General features: G+C 40.0%; 19 protein-coding genes. 5 read left to right on the top strand and 14 right to left on the bottom strand.

Annotation, left to right across the window (positions count from 1 at the left end; translation table 11 throughout):
- Positions 1-120: 120 nt before the first annotated feature.
- From J8L86_RS19455 to mioC, 5 genes are all read right to left on the bottom strand, one after another.
- Positions 121-1014 (bottom strand): ParB/RepB/Spo0J family partition protein, encoded by an 894-nt coding sequence (locus J8L86_RS19455; RefSeq protein WP_055025457.1) that lies wholly within the window; start codon positions 1012-1014, stop codon positions 121-123.
- Positions 1015-1029: 15 nt separating this feature from the next.
- Positions 1030-1812: a ParA family protein gene (locus J8L86_RS19450; protein WP_055025458.1), complete on the bottom strand. Its 783-nt coding sequence runs from the start codon at positions 1810-1812 to the stop codon at positions 1030-1032.
- 57 nt (positions 1813-1869) lie between these two features.
- Complete coding sequence (gene rsmG, locus J8L86_RS19445) at positions 1870-2490, bottom strand: 16S rRNA (guanine(527)-N(7))-methyltransferase RsmG (RefSeq protein WP_055025459.1); 621 nt, start codon at positions 2488-2490, stop codon at positions 1870-1872.
- Positions 2491-2609: 119 nt separating this feature from the next.
- Complete coding sequence (gene mnmG, locus J8L86_RS19440; RefSeq protein WP_065108815.1) at positions 2610-4499, bottom strand: tRNA uridine-5-carboxymethylaminomethyl(34) synthesis enzyme MnmG; 1890 nt, start codon at positions 4497-4499, stop codon at positions 2610-2612.
- Between the two features lie 453 nt (positions 4500-4952).
- Positions 4953-5405, bottom strand: coding sequence for an FMN-binding protein MioC (gene mioC, locus J8L86_RS19435; protein WP_080917308.1), 453 nt, complete (start codon positions 5403-5405; stop codon positions 4953-4955).
- A 114-nt stretch (positions 5406-5519) separates the two neighbouring features.
- Here mioC and J8L86_RS19430 point away from each other — a divergent pair, with 114 nt between their 5' ends.
- Positions 5520-6884, top strand: coding sequence for an alanine/glycine:cation symporter family protein (locus tag J8L86_RS19430; RefSeq protein WP_211031322.1), 1365 nt, complete (start codon positions 5520-5522; stop codon positions 6882-6884).
- A gap of 71 nt (positions 6885-6955) precedes the next feature.
- Here J8L86_RS19430 and fghA read toward each other — a convergent pair whose 3' ends face one another.
- A complete protein-coding gene (fghA, locus tag J8L86_RS19425) occupies positions 6956-7801 on the bottom strand; it encodes an S-formylglutathione hydrolase (protein WP_211031321.1) in 846 nt (281 codons plus the stop codon).
- 113 nt (positions 7802-7914) lie between these two features.
- Positions 7915-9045, bottom strand: a complete 1131-nt coding sequence (locus tag J8L86_RS19420) for an S-(hydroxymethyl)glutathione dehydrogenase/class III alcohol dehydrogenase (RefSeq protein WP_055025466.1) — start codon at positions 9043-9045, stop codon at positions 7915-7917.
- Positions 9046-9188: 143 nt separating this feature from the next.
- Here J8L86_RS19420 and J8L86_RS19415 point away from each other — a divergent pair, with 143 nt between their 5' ends.
- From J8L86_RS19415 to J8L86_RS19405, 3 genes are all read left to right on the top strand, one after another.
- Positions 9189-10064: a LysR substrate-binding domain-containing protein gene (locus tag J8L86_RS19415; RefSeq protein WP_080917314.1), complete on the top strand. Its 876-nt coding sequence runs from the start codon at positions 9189-9191 to the stop codon at positions 10062-10064.
- Positions 10065-10279: 215 nt separating this feature from the next.
- The gene (locus tag J8L86_RS19410; protein ID WP_211031320.1) at positions 10280-11800 is read left to right on the top strand and encodes a flavocytochrome c; all 1521 of its coding nucleotides are present in this window, start codon (positions 10280-10282) and stop codon (positions 11798-11800) included.
- A gap of 24 nt (positions 11801-11824) precedes the next feature.
- Positions 11825-12178, top strand: a complete 354-nt coding sequence (locus tag J8L86_RS19405; protein WP_211031319.1) for a cytochrome c3 family protein — start codon at positions 11825-11827, stop codon at positions 12176-12178.
- A gap of 219 nt (positions 12179-12397) precedes the next feature.
- On the opposite strand, the gene J8L86_RS19400 is transcribed toward J8L86_RS19405, so the two are convergent.
- Positions 12398-13273, bottom strand: a complete 876-nt coding sequence (locus tag J8L86_RS19400; RefSeq protein WP_055025470.1) for a LysR family transcriptional regulator — start codon at positions 13271-13273, stop codon at positions 12398-12400.
- Between the two features lie 134 nt (positions 13274-13407).
- Here J8L86_RS19400 and J8L86_RS19395 point away from each other — a divergent pair, with 134 nt between their 5' ends.
- A complete protein-coding gene (locus J8L86_RS19395; RefSeq protein WP_065108807.1) occupies positions 13408-14055 on the top strand; it encodes a TetR/AcrR family transcriptional regulator in 648 nt (215 codons plus the stop codon).
- 5 nt (positions 14056-14060) lie between these two features.
- On the opposite strand, the gene J8L86_RS19390 is transcribed toward J8L86_RS19395, so the two are convergent.
- From J8L86_RS19390 to rpmH, 6 genes are all read right to left on the bottom strand, one after another.
- Entirely contained in the window at positions 14061-14666 is a 606-nt protein-coding gene (locus J8L86_RS19390; RefSeq protein ID WP_055025472.1) for a 3'-5' exonuclease, read from the bottom strand.
- Between the two features lie 6 nt (positions 14667-14672).
- Positions 14673-16031, bottom strand: coding sequence for a tRNA uridine-5-carboxymethylaminomethyl(34) synthesis GTPase MnmE (gene mnmE, locus J8L86_RS19385; protein ID WP_211031318.1), 1359 nt, complete (start codon positions 16029-16031; stop codon positions 14673-14675).
- A gap of 84 nt (positions 16032-16115) precedes the next feature.
- Positions 16116-17747 carry a membrane protein insertase YidC gene (gene yidC / locus J8L86_RS19380; protein ID WP_211031317.1) on the bottom strand — a complete coding sequence of 544 codons (1632 nt, stop codon included), beginning with the start codon at positions 17745-17747 and terminating at the stop codon, positions 16116-16118.
- A gap of 3 nt (positions 17748-17750) precedes the next feature.
- The gene (yidD, locus tag J8L86_RS19375) at positions 17751-18005 is read right to left on the bottom strand and encodes a membrane protein insertion efficiency factor YidD (protein WP_119969590.1); all 255 of its coding nucleotides are present in this window, start codon (positions 18003-18005) and stop codon (positions 17751-17753) included.
- Entirely contained in the window at positions 17972-18328 is a 357-nt protein-coding gene (rnpA, locus tag J8L86_RS19370) for a ribonuclease P protein component (RefSeq protein ID WP_055025475.1), read from the bottom strand. Before rnpA ends, yidD begins: the two co-directional genes overlap by 34 nt.
- A 16-nt stretch (positions 18329-18344) precedes the next feature.
- On the bottom strand, positions 18345-18482 hold the full coding sequence (gene rpmH / locus J8L86_RS19365; protein ID WP_011867659.1) for a 50S ribosomal protein L34: 138 nt from the start codon (positions 18480-18482) through the stop codon (positions 18345-18347).
- Between the last annotated feature and the right edge of the window lie 284 nt (positions 18483-18766).

The raw sequence follows: 18766 nt of genomic DNA, 5'->3' as shown, positions 1-18766 counted from the left end.
GTTTGCAACTTTGATGAGAGGTTAAACAGTGATATTAGGCGTGATTTGAGACTAAATTTCTAAAATCTCAAATTTACGCCTTGTTACAAAGTTACTATTGAAATGACTTTGTTGGAGGATTTAGTGGATTTTGCTAAGTATTCCATCTAATTCAGCAAGATCTTGGTAGTTTATTACAATTTTACCTTTACCTTTACTGCCATGATTTATAGCCACTTTAGCACCTAATTTTTCAATTAACTGTTGCTCCAAGCGGGTTACATCATGATCTTTAGCTGGCTTTTCGGCTTCTTTGGTAGGATTTAGGGCTTTATTCACTAATCGTTCAGTTTCACGAACTGTCATTTCTTTAGAAGCGACTAATCGAGCAAGGTTTGTTTGTTCATCACCTTCAATAGCCAATAATGCTCGAGCGTGACCCATATCAATATCGCCATACTCTAATAAACGTTTTACAGGCTCATTTAAACTGTTTAATCGTAATAAGTTAGAAACACTTGCTCTAGATTTTCCGACCGCATCAGCCGTTTGTTGATGGGTTAATTCAAATTCTTCAAGTAAACGTTGTAATGCAATGGCTTCTTCCATTGCGTTAAGGTCTTCACGCTGGATATTTTCAATCAAGGCAATTGCTACGGCGGATTCATCAGGTACTTGCTTAACAATACAAGGAACTTGCTCTAATTGAGCAATTTGCGATGCTCTCCAACGACGTTCGCCAGCAATGATTTCGTATCTTTCAGCATCAACTTTCCGAACAACAATGGGTTGAATGATACCTTGTGACTTAATAGATTCAGCTAATTCATCCAGTGCTTCTGGTGACATGTCTTTACGCGGCTGATATTTACCAGATTGCAATAAATCCACATCTAGCATTAATAAACCATCTTCTTTCGGCGCTTGGTCGATATTGATGTTAGGTTGAGTCTGTTCTGTTTTTCTATTCGCAGCGCTACTGTTGCTTAGTAATGCATCCAAACCTTTACCTAAACCACGTTTTTTTAACGTCATTTTATTCCCTTACGCTTACTTTGATTCTGTTTGTTGCTCTGCACGGCGAATAATTTCACCCGCTAAAGCTAAATAGGCTTTGGCGCCAGCACTTGATTTATCATAATACATCGCAGGAGCACCAAAACTAGGCGCTTCAGCTAAACGGATATTTCTTGGAATAACGGTGCGATATACTTTTTCGCCAAAATGTTGTTTAAGCTGATCGGACACATCATTAGATAAACGGTTTCGAGGATCATACATGGTTCGTAAGATCCCTTCGATGCTCAAATTAGGGTTAACCATCGCACCTAATTTGGTGATGGTATCGATCAATGCAGTTAAACCTTCTAATGCATAGTATTCACACTGCATTGGCACTAATACAGAATCAGCGGCAGACATCGCATTGACCGTTAACATGTTGAGCGATGGCGGACAGTCAATAAAAATAAAATCATAATCATCTTTTACTGCTGCCAAAGCATTTTTTAATCGAATTTCTCTTGCAAAAAACTCCATCAGCTTAATTTCTGCTGCAGTTACATCACCATTACCCGCAATAAGGTCATATTTACCGGTCGTATCTTTGATCACTATCTCTTCGAACGGCTTTTCTTCAACAAGCAATTCGTATGCGGTATTTTCAACTTCATATTTATCGACACCGCTGCCCATAGTGGCATTACCTTGCGGATCAAGATCGATTAACAGCACTTTGCGTTTTGTGGCTGCAAGTGATGCTGCTAAATTAACACAAGTTGTTGTTTTTCCAACGCCACCTTTCTGGTTGGCTACGGCAATGATTTTACCCACGTGTTCACCCTAAGGACTTATTTACGATGTCCGATAATATTTATTTTTTCGTGACTATTATTTCTTGGTCAGTTTTAACAGATGTCTTTGCTCATCGAGCTTTGGCACTGTTAATGAAATGGTTTCAGTGACTGTAAACTCGTTAGGAATACTGGCCATTTCTGCATCACTAAGTTGGCCTTTAAGTGCATAAAATTGGCCATTGTCAGCTGGTAAGTGATGACACCAAGTCAACATGTCTTCAATTGATGCAAAAGCACGGCTAATTACGCCATCAAATTTTTGCTCGGGCTCATAGGCCTCAACACGACTTTCAACTGAAGTAATGTTATTGATCTTTAATTCAAATTGAACCTGTTTTTGAAAACGAATACGTTTTCCTAAACTATCAAGTAATACAAACTCTTTATCGGGATTAAGAATTGCTAGTGGGATCCCAGGTAAACCAGGTCCAGTCCCAACATCAATAAAACGCTGCCCTTTAAGATAAGGAGAAACCACTAAACTGTCCATAACATGACGGATTAACATCTGTTCAGGATCTCTAACCGAAGTTAAGTTATAAGCTTTATTCCATTTATTTAGCATGGTAACAAACCCAACAAGCTGTTGTTGTTGAGTTTCTGTTGCTGATATACCAGTTTCAGCAAGATAAATCTTAAGTTGATCGGCTAACACGCTAAGTGACCTCTAAATCAAAGGGAATCGTTAATCATCGGGTATTATGAATGGCAGAAATGACTAAGGGAAGTCTCAATGCTTCCCTTATTGGTTAAAACACAACTTTTTACTGCGATTTATGCGCTTTTACGTAATAAACCACGTTTTTTAAGGTGTACAAGCAAAATCGAAATGGCGGCTGGGGTCATTCCAGAAATACGTGAAGCTTGGCCAATGGTTTCAGGTTTATGCTCATTCATCTTAGCAATGACCTCATTCGACAAACCTTGCACTTCTTGATAATCCAAATCCAATGGTAAAACAGTCGTTTCATGACGGATTGCTTTGTCAATTTCACCCTGTTGTCTTTGAATATAGCCTGAATATTTCACTTGGATCTGAACTTGCTCTGCAGCACGCGGATCGTCAACACCTGGGCCGAAACCTTCTAAACTCATTAATTTACCGTAATCCATTTCTGGACGACGTAATAAATCTTCAAATGATGCTTCACGTGAAATAGGTGTATTTAATTCAGGATTCAATACATCCAGTAACGGTGAGTTTTTATGAACCCAATTACTGCGTAAACGCTGTAATTCAGTTTCAATTAACTCTTGTTTTTCACTAAACTTCTGCCAGCGCTCATCATCAACTAAGCCTAATTCACGGCCTTTTTCAGTGAGACGTAAATCAGCATTGTCTTCACGAAGTAACAAACGGTATTCAGCACGACTGGTAAACATGCGGTAAGGTTCTTTTGTGCCAAGTGTTGATAAATCGTCAACCAATACGCCAATGTATGCCTGATCGCGTCTTGGACACCAAACTTCTTTGCCTTGTACTTGCAACGATGCATTCATACCAGCTAACAAGCCTTGTGCGCCCGCTTCTTCATATCCGGTTGTTCCGTTAATTTGTCCAGCAAAGAATAAACCATCAATATTTTTAGTTTCTAAAGAGTTTTTAAGATCTCTTGGATCAAAATAATCATATTCAATGGCGTATCCAGGACGAATTATCTCAGCATTTTCCATACCTTGAATAGATCTAACCAAATTCAATTGTACATCGAAAGGTAAACTTGTTGAGATCCCATTAGGGTAGATCTCATTAGTGGTTAACCCTTCTGGTTCAATAAAAATTTGATGGGAGTTTTTGTCTGCAAAACGATTAATTTTATCTTCGATCGATGGGCAATATCTTGGACCAATTCCTTCAATAACACCTGAGTACATTGGGCTACGATCGAGTCCTCCACGAATAATATCGTGAGTTTTTTCATTGGTATGTGTGATGTAACAAGAAACTTGTTCAGGATGCTGGCTAACATCACCAATGAATGACATGACAGGTAACGGACTATCACCTTTTTGTTCTTGCATTTTATCGAAATCAATCGTGTTTGCATCAATTCTTGGTGGCGTGCCCGTTTTTAGACGTCCAACACGAATTGGTAATTCTTTTAGTCTATTAGCGAGTGCAATTGCAGGTGGATCACCCGCTCTTCCGCCGCTGTAATTTTCTAAACCAATATGAATTTTACCACTTAGGAAAGTACCGGTTGTTAATACAACGCTTGGGGCTTCAAATGCTAAGCCCATTTGAGTAACAACACCTAAAACTTTATTGTTTTCAACAACTAAATCGTCTACAGCTTGTTGAAAAATACGTAGGTTGGGTTGATGTTGTAAAATTTGTTGTATTTTTTGACGATACAAAGCTCTATCAGCTTGAGCACGAGTCGCTCTAACAGCTGGGCCTTTGCTTGAATTTAATGTTCTAAATTGGATACCTGCAAAGTCAGTTGCGGTTGCCATTGCACCGCCTAAGGCATCAATTTCTTTTACCAAATGGCCTTTGCCAATCCCACCAATGGCTGGATTACAAGACATTTGTCCAAGGGTATCAATATTGTGTGTCAGTAATAGGGTTTTTGATCCCATTCTGGCAGCTGCTAAGGCTGCTTCGGTTCCGGCATGACCACCACCAACAACAATTACATCAAACCGTTCATGAAAATGCATTTTGTAACCTTGGATAAAATAAATTTCTAATTTAGATCTTTAAACAAAAGACTCTCTGAGCCGAGTATTTTAGCACCTGGTTTGCTTTTCGGGAATGATCAATTTTCGTCTTTCGATCAGAGGAGGTTTGCTTAATAGATCTTAAGATCTTTTTAAAGATCTCTTTGTTATGTTTATTATTAGGATCGTACTTTTCTGTGGGTAAGCCTAATTTTTCTTTATATTCAACGGGTAATAGATAAACGATCTTGTGATCTAACTGCGATCTAATTCAATATAAGTTGGGGATAGATCGGCTACTTATCCACAGGGGGGATCTTTAAGCAGATCAGGTGTGGATCAATACAAAGTTATGATCGGATAAAATAATACCTTATCCACATAGTTATCTTGTAAATTAACTTATTGTGGATAAGATTGACTATTATTGTGAGTATAAATGAAGATATTAACTTAATTAGTGGGAGTGATCGACGATTGCCATTGAGCTAACCAAGCAAGCGCGGCATCTTCAGGTACTGGATCCATTTGAACATCGATTTGGATCTTATTCACAAATGAGATTGCACCGAGTTGATCTAACCTTGAAATTATTTTTTCTGGACCTTGGCAAAAAGTATCGTAACTTGAATCACCAATAGCGCATAACGCATATTTTAGCTCTGTAAGATCATCATTTGTGGCGATCAATTGTTGATAAAAAGGCGCTATATTGTCGGGAAGATCACCAGCTCCATGTGTAGAACTGACGATCATCCATAGGGATTTGGGGTCTAATTCAGATAAATTAGGAGTGAGATGTATTTGAGTTTCGTGGCCTAATTTGTCTAATTCTGCAGCCATATCGTCTGCTACATATTCAGTACCACCTTGCGTTGTACCGACTAAAATTTCGATTTTTGCCATATTATTGCCTTTGAATTAACCGTTAATTGTCATAGTTTACGCTGATTTATCATTGCACAAAGCGGTTTTTGTCCGTATTTTCAATAGTTACATTTAACAAAAATATAACTTTTCATGTCTCTTGTTTCTATTACTGCCCAAATAGCCGATTTAGCTTGGGGCCCACATATGTTGGTATTACTTGTGGGCGGAGGGCTTTTTTTCCTTATTTATTCGAGGTTTATTCCGTTTCGATATATTGGTCATGCCATTAATATTGTAAGGGGTAAACATCCAGATAAAGGTGCAGAAGGGCATATTAGTCACGCTGGTGCACTCTCCAGTGCAATGGCAGGTACCGTTGGAATGGGCAACATCGGCAGTGTCGCTGTCGCAATCATGGTGGGTGGTCCAGGCGCTATTTTTTGGATGTGGATCAGTGCCATTGTTGGAATGGCGACCAAATTTTTTACTTGTACCTTAGCGATAATGTATCGAGGTAAAGATGAAAATGGCGATGTACAAGGTGGCCCTATGTACATTATTACTCAAGGGTTATCTAAAAAGTGGCACTTTTTAGCAGTTTTCTTTTGTGTTGTAGGCCTAGTGGGTAACTTTCCATTATTTAACTCTAATCAACTGGTACAGATTATTCGTGAATGGCTAATTGTAAAACCAGGATATTTTCCAGCTAATGAATCTACTTTTTGGATCGATTTATCACTGGGTATCGTCGTTATGCTGATTGTTGCTAGCGTTATTTTAGGCGGGATCAAACGTATTGCATCTGTGGCATCAAAGGTGGTGCCATTGATGATCCTCATTTATATGAGCTGTGCTTTTTATGTTATTGCGACTCATATAACTGAAATACCTCATTACTTTGTATTAATTTTTACTGAGGCTTTTTCATTAAACTCAGTTGGGGGCGGCATATTAGGTACGATGCTAATTGGCATTCGTCGTGCGGCTTTTTCAAATGAAGCGGGTATTGGTACCGAAGTGATGGCTCATGGTAGTGCGAGAACCAATGAACCTGTTAAAGAAGGCCTTGTCGCTATGCTTGGTCCAGCCATTGACACTTTGTTAGTGTGTACTGCAACAGCAATGATCATCTTGATTTCTGGGGTTTGGCAAACGGGTGAAGCACAAGGTGTTAATTTATCTGCCCAAGCGTTTGAAATGACAATGCCAGGAGTAGGGCCTTATCTGTTGATATTGTGTGTGGTGTTTTTCAGTATCAGTACCATTTTTACTCAAGCATTTTATGGTGGCCAGTGCTTTGCATTTTTATTTGGTCGTCAACGGTTACGTTTATATCAGTACTTTTTCTTGTGTGCGATTTTATTTGCTGCAACGGCAAGTATTCAAGAAATTGTTAATATTATTGATGCGGCATATGCCTTAATGGCTATTCCGACGATGACGTCTGCTATTTTATTAGCACCTAAAGTCAGACAAGCTTCGAAACTGTATTTTGCCAAACTTAAACCTAACTAAATAAATTAAATATAATAAAAAGGAATGAGCCTGTTAAGGGTCACTCCTTTTTATGCAATAGCTTTCAAGCTTCACTCTGCTAACAAGTATTCACTATGGAAACGTAGATGTTCTTCGATAAAACTACTAATAAAAAAGTAACTATGATCATAACCTTGCTGCATTCTCAAAGTTAAAGGGTATTGTTTAGCTTTCGCGGCTTCGGCTAAGGTTTCGGGCTTGAGTTGTTCTTCAAGGAAGTTATCGTCAGTGCCTTGATCCACCAGCATAGGTAAGGTTGAATTTGATGCTTTCATTAGCTCAACGCTGTCATATTCAAGCCAATCTTGTTTATCTTGACCTAAATATCCATTAAAAGCTTTCAATCCCCATGGGCAATCCATTGGATGACAAATAGGACTAAACGCTGATATAGACTGATATCGATCGGCATTTTTAAGACCAATCGTTATAGCGCCATGTCCACCCATTGAGTGACCGCTTATGCTGCGCAGCTGAGAAATAGGAAAGTGTTGTTCAATGAGTTCTGGCAACTCGTTCACAACGTAGTCATACATTTGATAATGGGTATTAAAAGGGGCTTGAGTCGCATTGACATAAAAACCTGCGCCTAGACCAAAATCATAAGCACCTTCGCTGTCGTCTGCGACATTCTCACCACGTGGGCTAGTATCAGGAGCGACAATGGCGATACCCAGTTCCGCAGCTATACGTTGAATACCTGATTTTTGCATCACATTTTCATCGGTGCAGGTTAAACCTGATAACCAATAAAGCACAGGCACTTTTTGAGTTGCCGCTTGTGGTGGTAAGTAAATGGCAAAACGCATTTGGCAATTTACCGTGTCTGAATGATGGTTATATTGCTTTAACCAACCACCGAAAACTTTATTACTGCTGACATTTTCTAACGTCATGTTGTTATCACTTCTTTTGAAAATGCCTTATCAACTGATAAGGCATATGGTTGTCTTAAGGTGTTCAATTCAGAATATGTTAGCGTTCTGAATAGATAACATTTGTGTCGAGCTTACTTGTCGAAATGAATGACAGAACGAATACTTTCTCCGCTGTGCATTAAATCGAAAGCATCATTAATTCCTTCAAGGCCCATAGTGTGAGTGATGAAGTGATCTAATTTAAACTCACCATTTAGATACTGCTCAACAATGCCTGGTAATTCACTGCGCCCTTTAACACCGCCAAATGCGCTGCCTTTCCAGACTCGGCCAGTCACCAACTGGAATGGACGAGTTGAGATTTCTTGTCCTGCACCAGCAACACCAATAATCACAGACTCTCCCCAACCTTTATGACAACACTCAAGTGCGCTGCGCATCACATTGACGTTACCGATACATTCGAAAGAGAAATCAACACCACCGTCGGTTAGCTCTACAATGACATCTTGAATAGGTTTATCGTAGTTTTTAGGGTTAATGCAATCTGTCGCGCCAAGCTTTGTGGCTAGCTCAAATTTAGATTCATTTAAGTCAATACCAATAATACGTGAAGCTCCAGCCATGGTAGCGCCAATAATTGCTGATAAACCAATACCACCTAAACCAAATATGGCTACGGTATCGCCTTTTTGAACCTTAGCGGTATTAAGTACGGCGCCCATACCTGTAGTGACACCACAACCTAATAAACAGACTTCTTCTAGCGGCGCATCTTTATTCACTTTTGCAAGTGATATTTCAGGTAATACGGTGTACTCGGAGAATGTTGAACAACCCATATAATGGAAAATGGGCTCACCATCTTTATAAAAGCGAGTAGTACCATCAGGCATTAAGCCTTTACCTTGGGTTTCACGTACTGCGCTACATAGGTTGGTTTTGCCTGATGTACAGAACTTACATTTACCACACTCAGCGGTGTAAAGAGGAATAACATGGTCACCGACTTTAACACTAGTGACTCCTTCACCGACCATTTCAACAATCCCGCCACCTTCATGGCCCAGAATTGCCGGGAAAACACCTTCTGGATCATCACCTGATAGGGTAAATGCGTCAGTATGACAAACACCTGAAGCGATAATCTTTACCATCACTTCTCCCGCTTTCGGGTACATGACATCAACTTCTTCAACTGATAAAGGTTGTCCAGGTCCCCATGCAACAGCGGCTTTAGACTTAATAAATTGTGCTGACATTGTGTTTGTCCTTATTAAAGATGAACGACTAAATTGAATCTACTTAGTGTAGATGAGATTTTGTAGTGATAGAGCTATTGTATTTATTTTCTGTCAGTTGATAATAAGCTTAAATTACAAATTACTTTTACAGGTGAGTAATAATGCTGCCATGGGAAGGGGTTTATGAGTTTGTCGCAGTAGCGGAAACGGACAGTTTTACCGCTGCTGGTAAGCGTTTGTCTATTTCAACAGCCCAAGTTAGCCGTCAAATTAGTCAGATTGAAAATAGATTAAATACTAAACTTTTTTACCGTACCACCAGAAAAGTCTCTCTGACAGAAGAAGGGCAAGTTTTTTATCGGCATTGTAGGCAGGTGATTGATGGTCTCGAAGAAGCTGAGCGAGCCATCAGTAGCCTGCAAAATAAACCGCAAGGGTTAATCAAGCTGACAGCACCAGTGACCTATGGTGAGAAGTTTATCATGCCGATTGTGACTGACTATATGCAGCAATATCCTGATGTCGAAGTGATTTGTGAATTAACAAACAGGCAATTAGATTTAGTTGAGGGCGGTTATGATTTGGCTATTCGCTTAGGCCGATTACCTGACTCTAGTATGATGGCAAAGCGACTAACCAGTCGTGAGCAATTTGTGTGTGCTGCACCTGAGTATATTAATCGTTTTGGTGCGCCATATTCATTATCTGAACTGAGTCAGCATAATTGTTTAATCGGTTCGCAATCTCACTGGCACTTTAATGAATTAGGTAAGGCGAGAAGTATCAAAGTACATGGGAACCTGCAATGCAGTAGCGGTATTAGTTTATTGGATGCGGCATTAAAAGGCCTAGGAATTGTGCAATTACCTGGTTATTACGTTAAACAGGCTATTGCTGACAATAAGCTAAATGTACTACTGGCATCTTTTCAACAAGAAAAAGAAGGCATTTGGGCTTTGTACCCACAAAACCGTCATCTATCTCCTAAAGTCAGATTATTGGTAGATAAACTCACTGAATGTTTACCTAAGCAGTAATCTGTAATGTGTTATTGATTCTTCTTGCTTTGAAGTAGCGATTTGGAACCTATTCCAAATCGCTATCTCACATCCATATTTGATTAAAATATGCGCTGTGGTTCATTTTTGTAAATCTACTTATTTAGATATAAGTAAACCCTGGTTGATTCCCTTTTTGGAATTGATTCCATCTTTATGATGAAGGAGTCAATTTAAAAAAAGGGTGATGACCTATGAGTAATGTAGATCTGTTAGGACGCCGTAAATTTATCGCAGGGCTTGGTGTTGCAGCAGGTGCTGCAATGGTGGCTCCAGCGATGGCTGTTTCTGAAAAAGCAGACGGTGTTAAGTGGGATAAAGAAATTGAAATCGTCATTATTGGTTCTGGCTTTGCAGGGTTAGCAGCAGGAATTGAAGCGACGAAATTGGGTGCCAAGGACGTTCATATTTTTGAAAAAATGTCCTATTTTGGAGGTAACTCAGCCATTAATGGTGGCTTATTTGCTGCACCAGGTACGCCAATGCAATCAAAAGAAGGCGTTAATGATTCTGTAGATCGTATGGTTGCAGACCAATTAGCGGCTGGACGTGGTATTGCTGACGAAGCTTTACTACGCCATGTTGCTGAGCATGCTATGGAAGCATTGCAAATGACCTTTGATGCAGGGTCTGAATATCATCCATATTTACAGCAACTCGGCGGTCATTCGGTTGCTCGAACTTACCAAACAACGGTGAGTTGTGGTGCTGGTATTACTCAGCCTTTGTTACATAAATGCCGTGAATTGGGTGTGCACACCCATAACCGTTCTAAGTTTGAAGGCTTCCTTGTCGGCGAAAAAGGTGAAGTGTTAGGCGTTAAAATGCGTGACAACTATCACTTTGGCGAAGATCAGCCTGGCAAAGTGATTAATATCCGTGCAAAACGTGGTGTGATTATGGCGACAGGAGGTTTTGCTCAAAATGTAAATCTACGTATGGCGCAAGATCCAACGTTAACCTCTGAAGTAGGTTGTACCAATGCTCCAGGTGCTACAGGCGAAGGCATGTATGAAATGTTCCGCCTTGGTGCCGTCCCCGTTCATTTAGCACATATTCAGTCTGGCCCTTGGGCGTCACCTGATGAAGGTGGTTTTGGTTATGTATCTAACTATTCTATCTATAACTTCCCTCATTCTATTGCGATTAACCGTTTAACTGGTCAACGTTTTATGGATGAAATTGCTGACCGCAAAACGCGAGCTGATGCTGAACTTGCGTGCCGTGATGAACAAGGGAATGCATTACCACCTATTTTAATCACTAGCTACAAAGATTCTAAAAAGCATCCTAATACCAAAAAAGTCATTAAGTACAACGTGGGGTGGAAATTTGACTCTGTTGAGGAGTTAGCTTCGCATTTTAATGTGCCGTTAAAAGCACTCAAAACTCAAATTGAAGAATATAACCAATACGTTAAATCTGGTGAAGATAAGCAGTTTGGTAAAAACATGACTAAGGCTGCAGATAAGTATATTGAAGCGCCTTTTACCGTTGTGCGTTTATGGCCAAAAGTGCATTACTGCCAAGGTGGCGTTCAAATTAATACCAAAGCAGAAGTAAAAGACAGCTTCACGGGTGTGGCGATTCCAGGGCTTTACGCTGCTGGCGAAGTCTGTGGTGGTATCCATGGTGTAAGCCGCTTAGGAAGTTGTTCTATTCCTGAGTGTATGGTCATGGGAATGACTGCTGCTCGTAGCATGATGAAAGCGTAACCCAATTTACAAGAGGAATTATTGATGAACACATTAAAGATAATGCTTGCATTGGGATTATTATGTTTAAGTAGTGCCAGCGTTCAAGCAGTAGAAATTAGAGACCATCATAAGGAAGTGATTGGTAAGGATTGTAAAGCTTGTCATGATCAGGGGATTAAACAATTCCCTTCAGATCAAGCTTGTCAGCAGTGTCATGATGTTGATGACTTAGCTGAAACAACAGCGCGTAGTGAAGAAGACAAATGGCAGAATCCACATAATAACTTGCATTATGGCAAAGAGTTACCTTGTCAAGAGTGTCATGGTGAACATAAAGCGAAAAAGCCTATTTGTAGTGATTGTCACACGTTTAAATACGACAAACATAAAGAGTAGTTCTTTAGTGTTTTAGTTAACTTATAACAGCAGATAAGTCAGCAGTTGCTTATCAATTGCCTCCCCCTTTGGGTAAGATAATTGCTGATAATCAAAGCCTCTAATTCATCATCTTAGGGGCTTTTTTTATGTTTTTTATTGCGGTTTATTTGTAGGTTTTATCTTATCAATAAGTACAACTTATGCTTTGATATCGAACCTTCAGTAAGGCGAGTTCACTTATTCACTGTCATCATTATGATGTGCTAGATTTTCAACATTGGCTTTAATCAACGAAATTAACTGTAAGGTTGCATCTGTTTGGGTATCAGGATTGAGATAAAGCGCTTCGTTGAATACCGGTAATATTGGCAGTCCATGCTCAACGGGATCGAGTATTTGCATTTTGTCGCTGATCCGAAATTCAGCAATGGGGGCAATGGTAAGATCGTTTTCAACGGCCATACACAATGCTTGTGGTGACGGGGTTGATAGTAATACATTGATAGAGCGCATTGTTAATTGATGATTGGCAAAGACTTGCGCGCGAATTGGGCAATTTTCTGGGTACAGTGCCATAGGAATAGCGCTGCGTTTATGGGCATTACCATTCTTGGCTGCTACCCAATGAAAGCGTCGTTCAAAAAGTAACTCTCCATTAGCCGGTGTTTGCCAATGAGTTGCAACGATGACATCAAATTCACCTTGTTGTAAGCGTTTGTATAAGTTTCCGCTCACGTCAGTATCAATCACTAATTCAATTCGCGTAAATTCACGAATAAATTCTAATAAACAGCTGCTTAAATATCGTTTTATATAATCTGTTGGAACACCTAATCGAATGATCTCTCGATTTTGGCCATCTTTTAAATCATCTAAAGCTTGTGAACTTAACTGCATCATTTTATAAGCATAGTTAAGCAAAGTGACACCTGATTCAGTCAAGGTGACCCCTTTGTTATCACGGATAAGTAGTGGTTGACCAACGCTTTCTTCAAGCTTTTTAATCTGCAAACTTAATGCAGATTGAGTGCGGCAAATTTGTTCAGCAGCCTTTGATAAGTTGCCATTTTCTGCAACAGCAATAAAGCTTTCAAGCAATTCTATTTTTAGCATTATCTTTAGGAATATTGGCTATTGGAATTGTTCATAGTGGTATCAGTATTACTTAATATCGAATAAGTAAGAAGCTTGTTATTGTACGAATGTGAAGTGATAACAAATTATTGATGAAAAGTAAGGGATGCATTATGAGTAGCTGGCAACAACGAGGTGATTACTTAGTTGAAGTGTCACAGCGCTATTTAAAAGGACATAAAACCTTCGATCTTTGTCGTTCGCACTTAGTGAAGGCTAGCCAAATTTCAAAAGGAACTGTGTATAACCATTTTCCCAATGAAGCTGATTTAATTGTGGCAATGGCCATTGATGATTTAAACCATTGCTTAGCCCAAGCAAAACTTGATGAACAAGCTTATGCAGATCCACTCAATATGTTTCTGTTTCATCAATGCAGGCGTTTACATGATGCGTTAGTTAATCAACGTTTTGTGATTGAACGAGTGATGCCAAATGAAGATATTTTATCCCATGCAAGTGAGGTATATCAGCAAGCGTATCAGCAGCGCTATGATGAGTATTTTGCTTGGTTTCACCATGTGATTGATAAGATAGGTAAGATTGTTGGTTTTAATAGAGCTGAACTGGTGACGCATTATTTACGTGGCGCCATCATCAATACTGATGATGCGGGTAAAGATGGTCTTGATCCTAATTTATATTATCAATATTGCTACGCTATTACCCAGTTGCTCGGCCATTCAGATAAGCGATTACCTAAGCTTACTGTATTTAAAGATTGGCTAAGCAAAATGCCGCAACAACAATCTGCGGCATAACTATTCTATTGGCTAAGAAAAGCGATAACTTTAGCTTTTGGCATGCCTGTAATCATCTGGATATGCTCAAAAGAGATCGCTTGTTGAGGTTTATATTGCTTGATAGTTTCAAGTTGATGGAGCCATAAATGACCTGTCATGGTTGCATCTGCTAATGCTCGGTGAAAAACACCATCATTTGGCAATTGATGATAATCAACTAATGTCCCCAGTTTATGATTAGGTGCATCTTGATTGATCCTACGAGACAAGAGTAAAGAACAAGCAAACTGACCTGAGTATTGATGATTGATCCTATTGAACTCTGCGTCTAAAAATTTCTTATCAAAGCTGGCGTTATGGGCAACGAGATTAAAGTCGCCCATAAAGTCTGCAAAGCGTGCCATGACCGTTTCGCAATCATCAGCAGTTTGTAGCATTTGATTGCTAATTCCTGTGTAGTTTTCAATGAAACTATTTACCCGTCGGCCTGGGTTCATCAGTTCTTGAAATGAGTCAACCACGACACCATCTACTAATTTTACTGCACCAATTTCAATGGCTCTATCACCATTATCGGGTGATAAACCTGTGGTTTCAAAATCAAGAACGACGACATTATTTGCTGACATATTGTGTTACTTACCAATACAGAATGAACTGAAGATTTTACCGAGGAGATCATCGGAGGTAAATTTACCTGTGATTTCTGATAAGGCCATTTGCGCCATACGGAGCTCTTCTGCAAGTAACTCGCCTGCCAAGTAAACTTCAAGTTGTTCTTTACCTAATTGCAAATGGCTTGAAGCGAGATCTAATGCCTCTAAATGACGACGACGGGCTATAAAACCACCTTCAAGATTACTTTGATAACCCATTAAGGATTTTAGGTGTTGTTTAAGTTCCTCAACGCCTAAACCTGTCTTAGCTGAAATACGGTAAACATTGTAGCCGTGCTCATCAGTTGTCATGACAGGCTCACCCGTTAAGTCGGCTTTATTTCGCACCACAGTAACGCCAAGTTTAGCGGGGAGGCGGTCGATAAAATCTGGCCAGATTTCATGTGGATTTACGTCTGTAGTTGTGGTGCCATCAACCATAAATAGCACTCGGTCTGCTGTGGCTATTTCATCCCAAGCACGTTCGATACCTATTTTTTCAACCGTATCGGCTGTATCACGTAAGCCTGCAGTATCGATAATATGCAATGGCATGCCATCTAAGTGGATATGCTCACGCAGTACATCACGTGTGGTACCCGCAATTTCGGTCACAATGGCTGATTCTTTACCAGCAAGGGCATTTAACAGACTAGATTTACCCGCATTAGGACGTCCTGCAATGACAACTTTCATTCCTTCACGGATAATCGAGCCTTGTTTAGCACTGGCTTGAACTGAATCGAGTTTGTCGATGATGTTATAAAGTGAATTAGCAATTTTACCATCAGATAAGAAGTCGACTTCTTCATCTGGGAAGTCAATCGCCGCTTCGACGTATAAACGCAAGTTAGTGACTTGTTCGACAAGTTGGTGTACTTCATCTGAGAACTCACCTTGGAGCGAGTTTAAGGCGCTTTTAGCAGCTTGTTCGCTGGTGGCATCAATTAAGTCAGCGATAGCTTCAGCTTGGGTTAAATCAAGCTTGTCATTCATAAAGGCTTGCTCACTAAACTCACCTGGTTTAGCAATGCGAAGACCATCCACTTCCATTACACGCTTTATGAGCATGTCTAAAACGATTTGACCACCATGGCCTTGAAGTTCTAATACATCTTCACCAGTAAAGGAGTTAGGCCCTTTAAAGAACAAAGCAATTCCTTGGTCAATAACATCACCAGCAGCATTTTTAAAATCGCAATAATCGGCATAACGGGTTTTAGGTAAATGGCCTAACACCTGTTGTGCTACATCAGCGGCTTTATCACCCGAAATACGAATGATACCTACACCGCCACGACCTGGTGCGGTTGCTTGTGCCACGATAGTGTCTGTCATTGAGGAAAACCTTTGTTTAAATTTAATAAATGAAAAGGCGGCTCAATAGCCGCCTTTAAAGATTATATCAGTTTGAGCTATGACTTATTTTAAGCCTTTTTTCTCAAGACCTGCATAAATAATCTTTTGTTGTGTGATTGCGACTAAGTTACCTACTAACCAGTAAAGTACTAGACCTGATGGGAACCATAGGAAGAATACTGTAAAGATAACTGGCATCCATTGCATCATTTTCACTTGCATTGGATCCATGGTTGGTGCCATTGGCTGCATTTTTTGCATTAACCACATAGACACACCCATTAGTAGTGGCAATACGTAGTAAGGATCTTGAACCGATAAATCGTCAATCCAAAGCATGAATGGCGCATGGCGTAACTCATAACTTTCTAGTAATACCCAGTATAGTGCAATGAAAATTGGCATTTGTAGCAAGATAGGAAGACAGCCGCCCATAGGGTTAACTTTTTCTTTCTTGTACAACTCCATCATTGCTTGACCCATCTTCTGACGGTCATCACCAAAGCGTTCTTTTAACTCTGCAAGCTTAGGCTGCAAGTTACGCATCTTAGCCATTGAAGTGTATTGCGCTTTTGTAAGTGGGTATAAAATACCACGTACAGAAAGCGTAATTAGGATAATTGCAACACCCCAGTTAGTGACAATCGACTGGAAGAACATCAATAGTTTGTAGATAGGAATTGCTAGCCACCAAAGGAAGCCGTAATCAACAACTAAGTTTAATGTTTCAGAAATGTCTGAAAGTGCTTTTTGGTCTTTAGGACCAACGAAGAACTGAGCACTAATCGTTTGTTGTGCACCAGGAGCAATATCATGTACTGCGCCGCGGAAACCAATATTAGCTTGGCCACCCGCACTCATGCTAGAGAAGATAGTATTTGAATCGTTTGCTGGTGGTACCCAAGCTGACACGAAGTAATGTTGAAGCATCGCTGCCCAACCACCTAATGTTTGTTGGTTTAGGTTACTCTTAGCAATATCTTCAAAGTCATATTTTTCATAGCGTACACTTTGAGTCGAGAATGCTGCACCACGGTATGTTGGCATCATCATGCTACTTTCAGATGCTTGTACCGTTTGTTTAATTTGACCGTACATTTGCATTTGAAGCGGCGCTGAAGTGGTGTTGTTTACGTTGTAATCAACAGTCACATCAAATTGGCCACGGGTGAAAGTAAATACTTTGGTATAGCTTGCGCCATTTGCATCCACATAACTTAGTGGTACAGATAACGTATCTTGACCATCAGTTAATTGATAAAGTTCTGACTCTGCAGAGAAGTGTGCACGTCCGTGAGTACTGCTATCAATACCATCACGACCGATTAAACCACTTTGAGAAATATAGTTGAATGCGCCATTTTGCTCTAAAAGAACAAATGGGTCATTACTATCAATTTCAACTTTATGGTCAACCAAAGCAGCATAAACAATATCACCGCCGACTGGGTCAATTTTAATGTCTAACTGATCGGTTTTAACTTCAATCAGATTTTGAGTTGCCGGTAATTGAACAGGCATACTTGAATCTGCATCGGGTACATCGCTATTGCTGTGCGATGGTACATCATTCGTTTGAGCAACCGTAGTTTGTGTCGCGACTGGTTGCGGTGCTTTATCGTCTTGCCATGCTTGCCAAAGTAAAAAACTGACAAACAGTAGTGCGATAAGCATTAAATTGCGTTGAGATTCCATAGCCTATTTGTTACACCTGTCATTTTTAGGGGGGACGGGATCACTTCCGCCGGGATGTAAAGGGTGACATTTTAGTATGCGTTTCGCTGCAAGCCAACAACCTTTCACTGTTCCATGCGTTTTTATTGCGTCAATCGCATAATAAGAGCACGTTGGGTTGAATCTACAGCGAGGACCCAGCATGGGGCTGATAAGAAGTTGGTAACCACGAACAGCCTTAATGGCTAGCCATTGTAACGGCGACTGAGCTTGCGCCATAACTTCTCTGTTAACTTGTGTAATTCTGCATTTTCCATATCGACCACACCATTTCTAACCAAGACAACAATATCAAGATTTGGAATGTCGTGCTGATTTAAACGGAAATTTGTTCTGATTATTCGCTTAATTCGGTTGCGATCACTGGCATTTTTAACAAAACGTTTTGCAACTGTTAATCCAATACGAGGATGTTGTTCAGAATTAGGTACAGCGAGCAGAGTTATTTCAGCAGAAGATGCTTTGATAGGATTTGAGAATACAGATTTAAATTGCGCGGGAGTTAACAGACGTAACTCCCGCGTAAAAGCATAGCTAGTCACTATGGTTATCTACTGATTAAGCAGATAAACGAGCGCGACCTTTTGCACGACGACGTGCAATCACTTTACGGCCGCCTACAGTGGCCATACGTGCGCGGAAGCCGTGAGAACGCTTACGCTTCAGGTTGCTTGGTTGAAAAGTACGTTTACTCATTTTGGCAATCCGTATATTTAGTAGTTAATAAACCTTACATTCTTAAAATAAGAGGTAAGGGCAAAAAAGAGGCCGAATTGTAATCACTTTAATCACTACCGTCAACAAGGAAAGTGGCTATATGAACAATTTTTACCTAATTAACTTTGAGGCAAACATCAAAAATGCACTATACAGTGTGGATAACTCTGTGTACCAACACTATATGTAGTGGATCAAAGGCTGTTTAACCAGATCAAAGCGCGGCTATTATAGATCAAGAGTGATCGGTTAATAAAGCAGGA

The sequence above is a fragment of the Shewanella sp. MMG014 genome, from assembly GCF_018100775.1.
GTDB lineage: Bacteria > Pseudomonadota > Gammaproteobacteria > Enterobacterales > Shewanellaceae > Shewanella > Shewanella japonica.
Note: the sequence above shows the minus strand (reverse complement) of the source record. Positions and strands in the feature narration are given on the sequence as shown.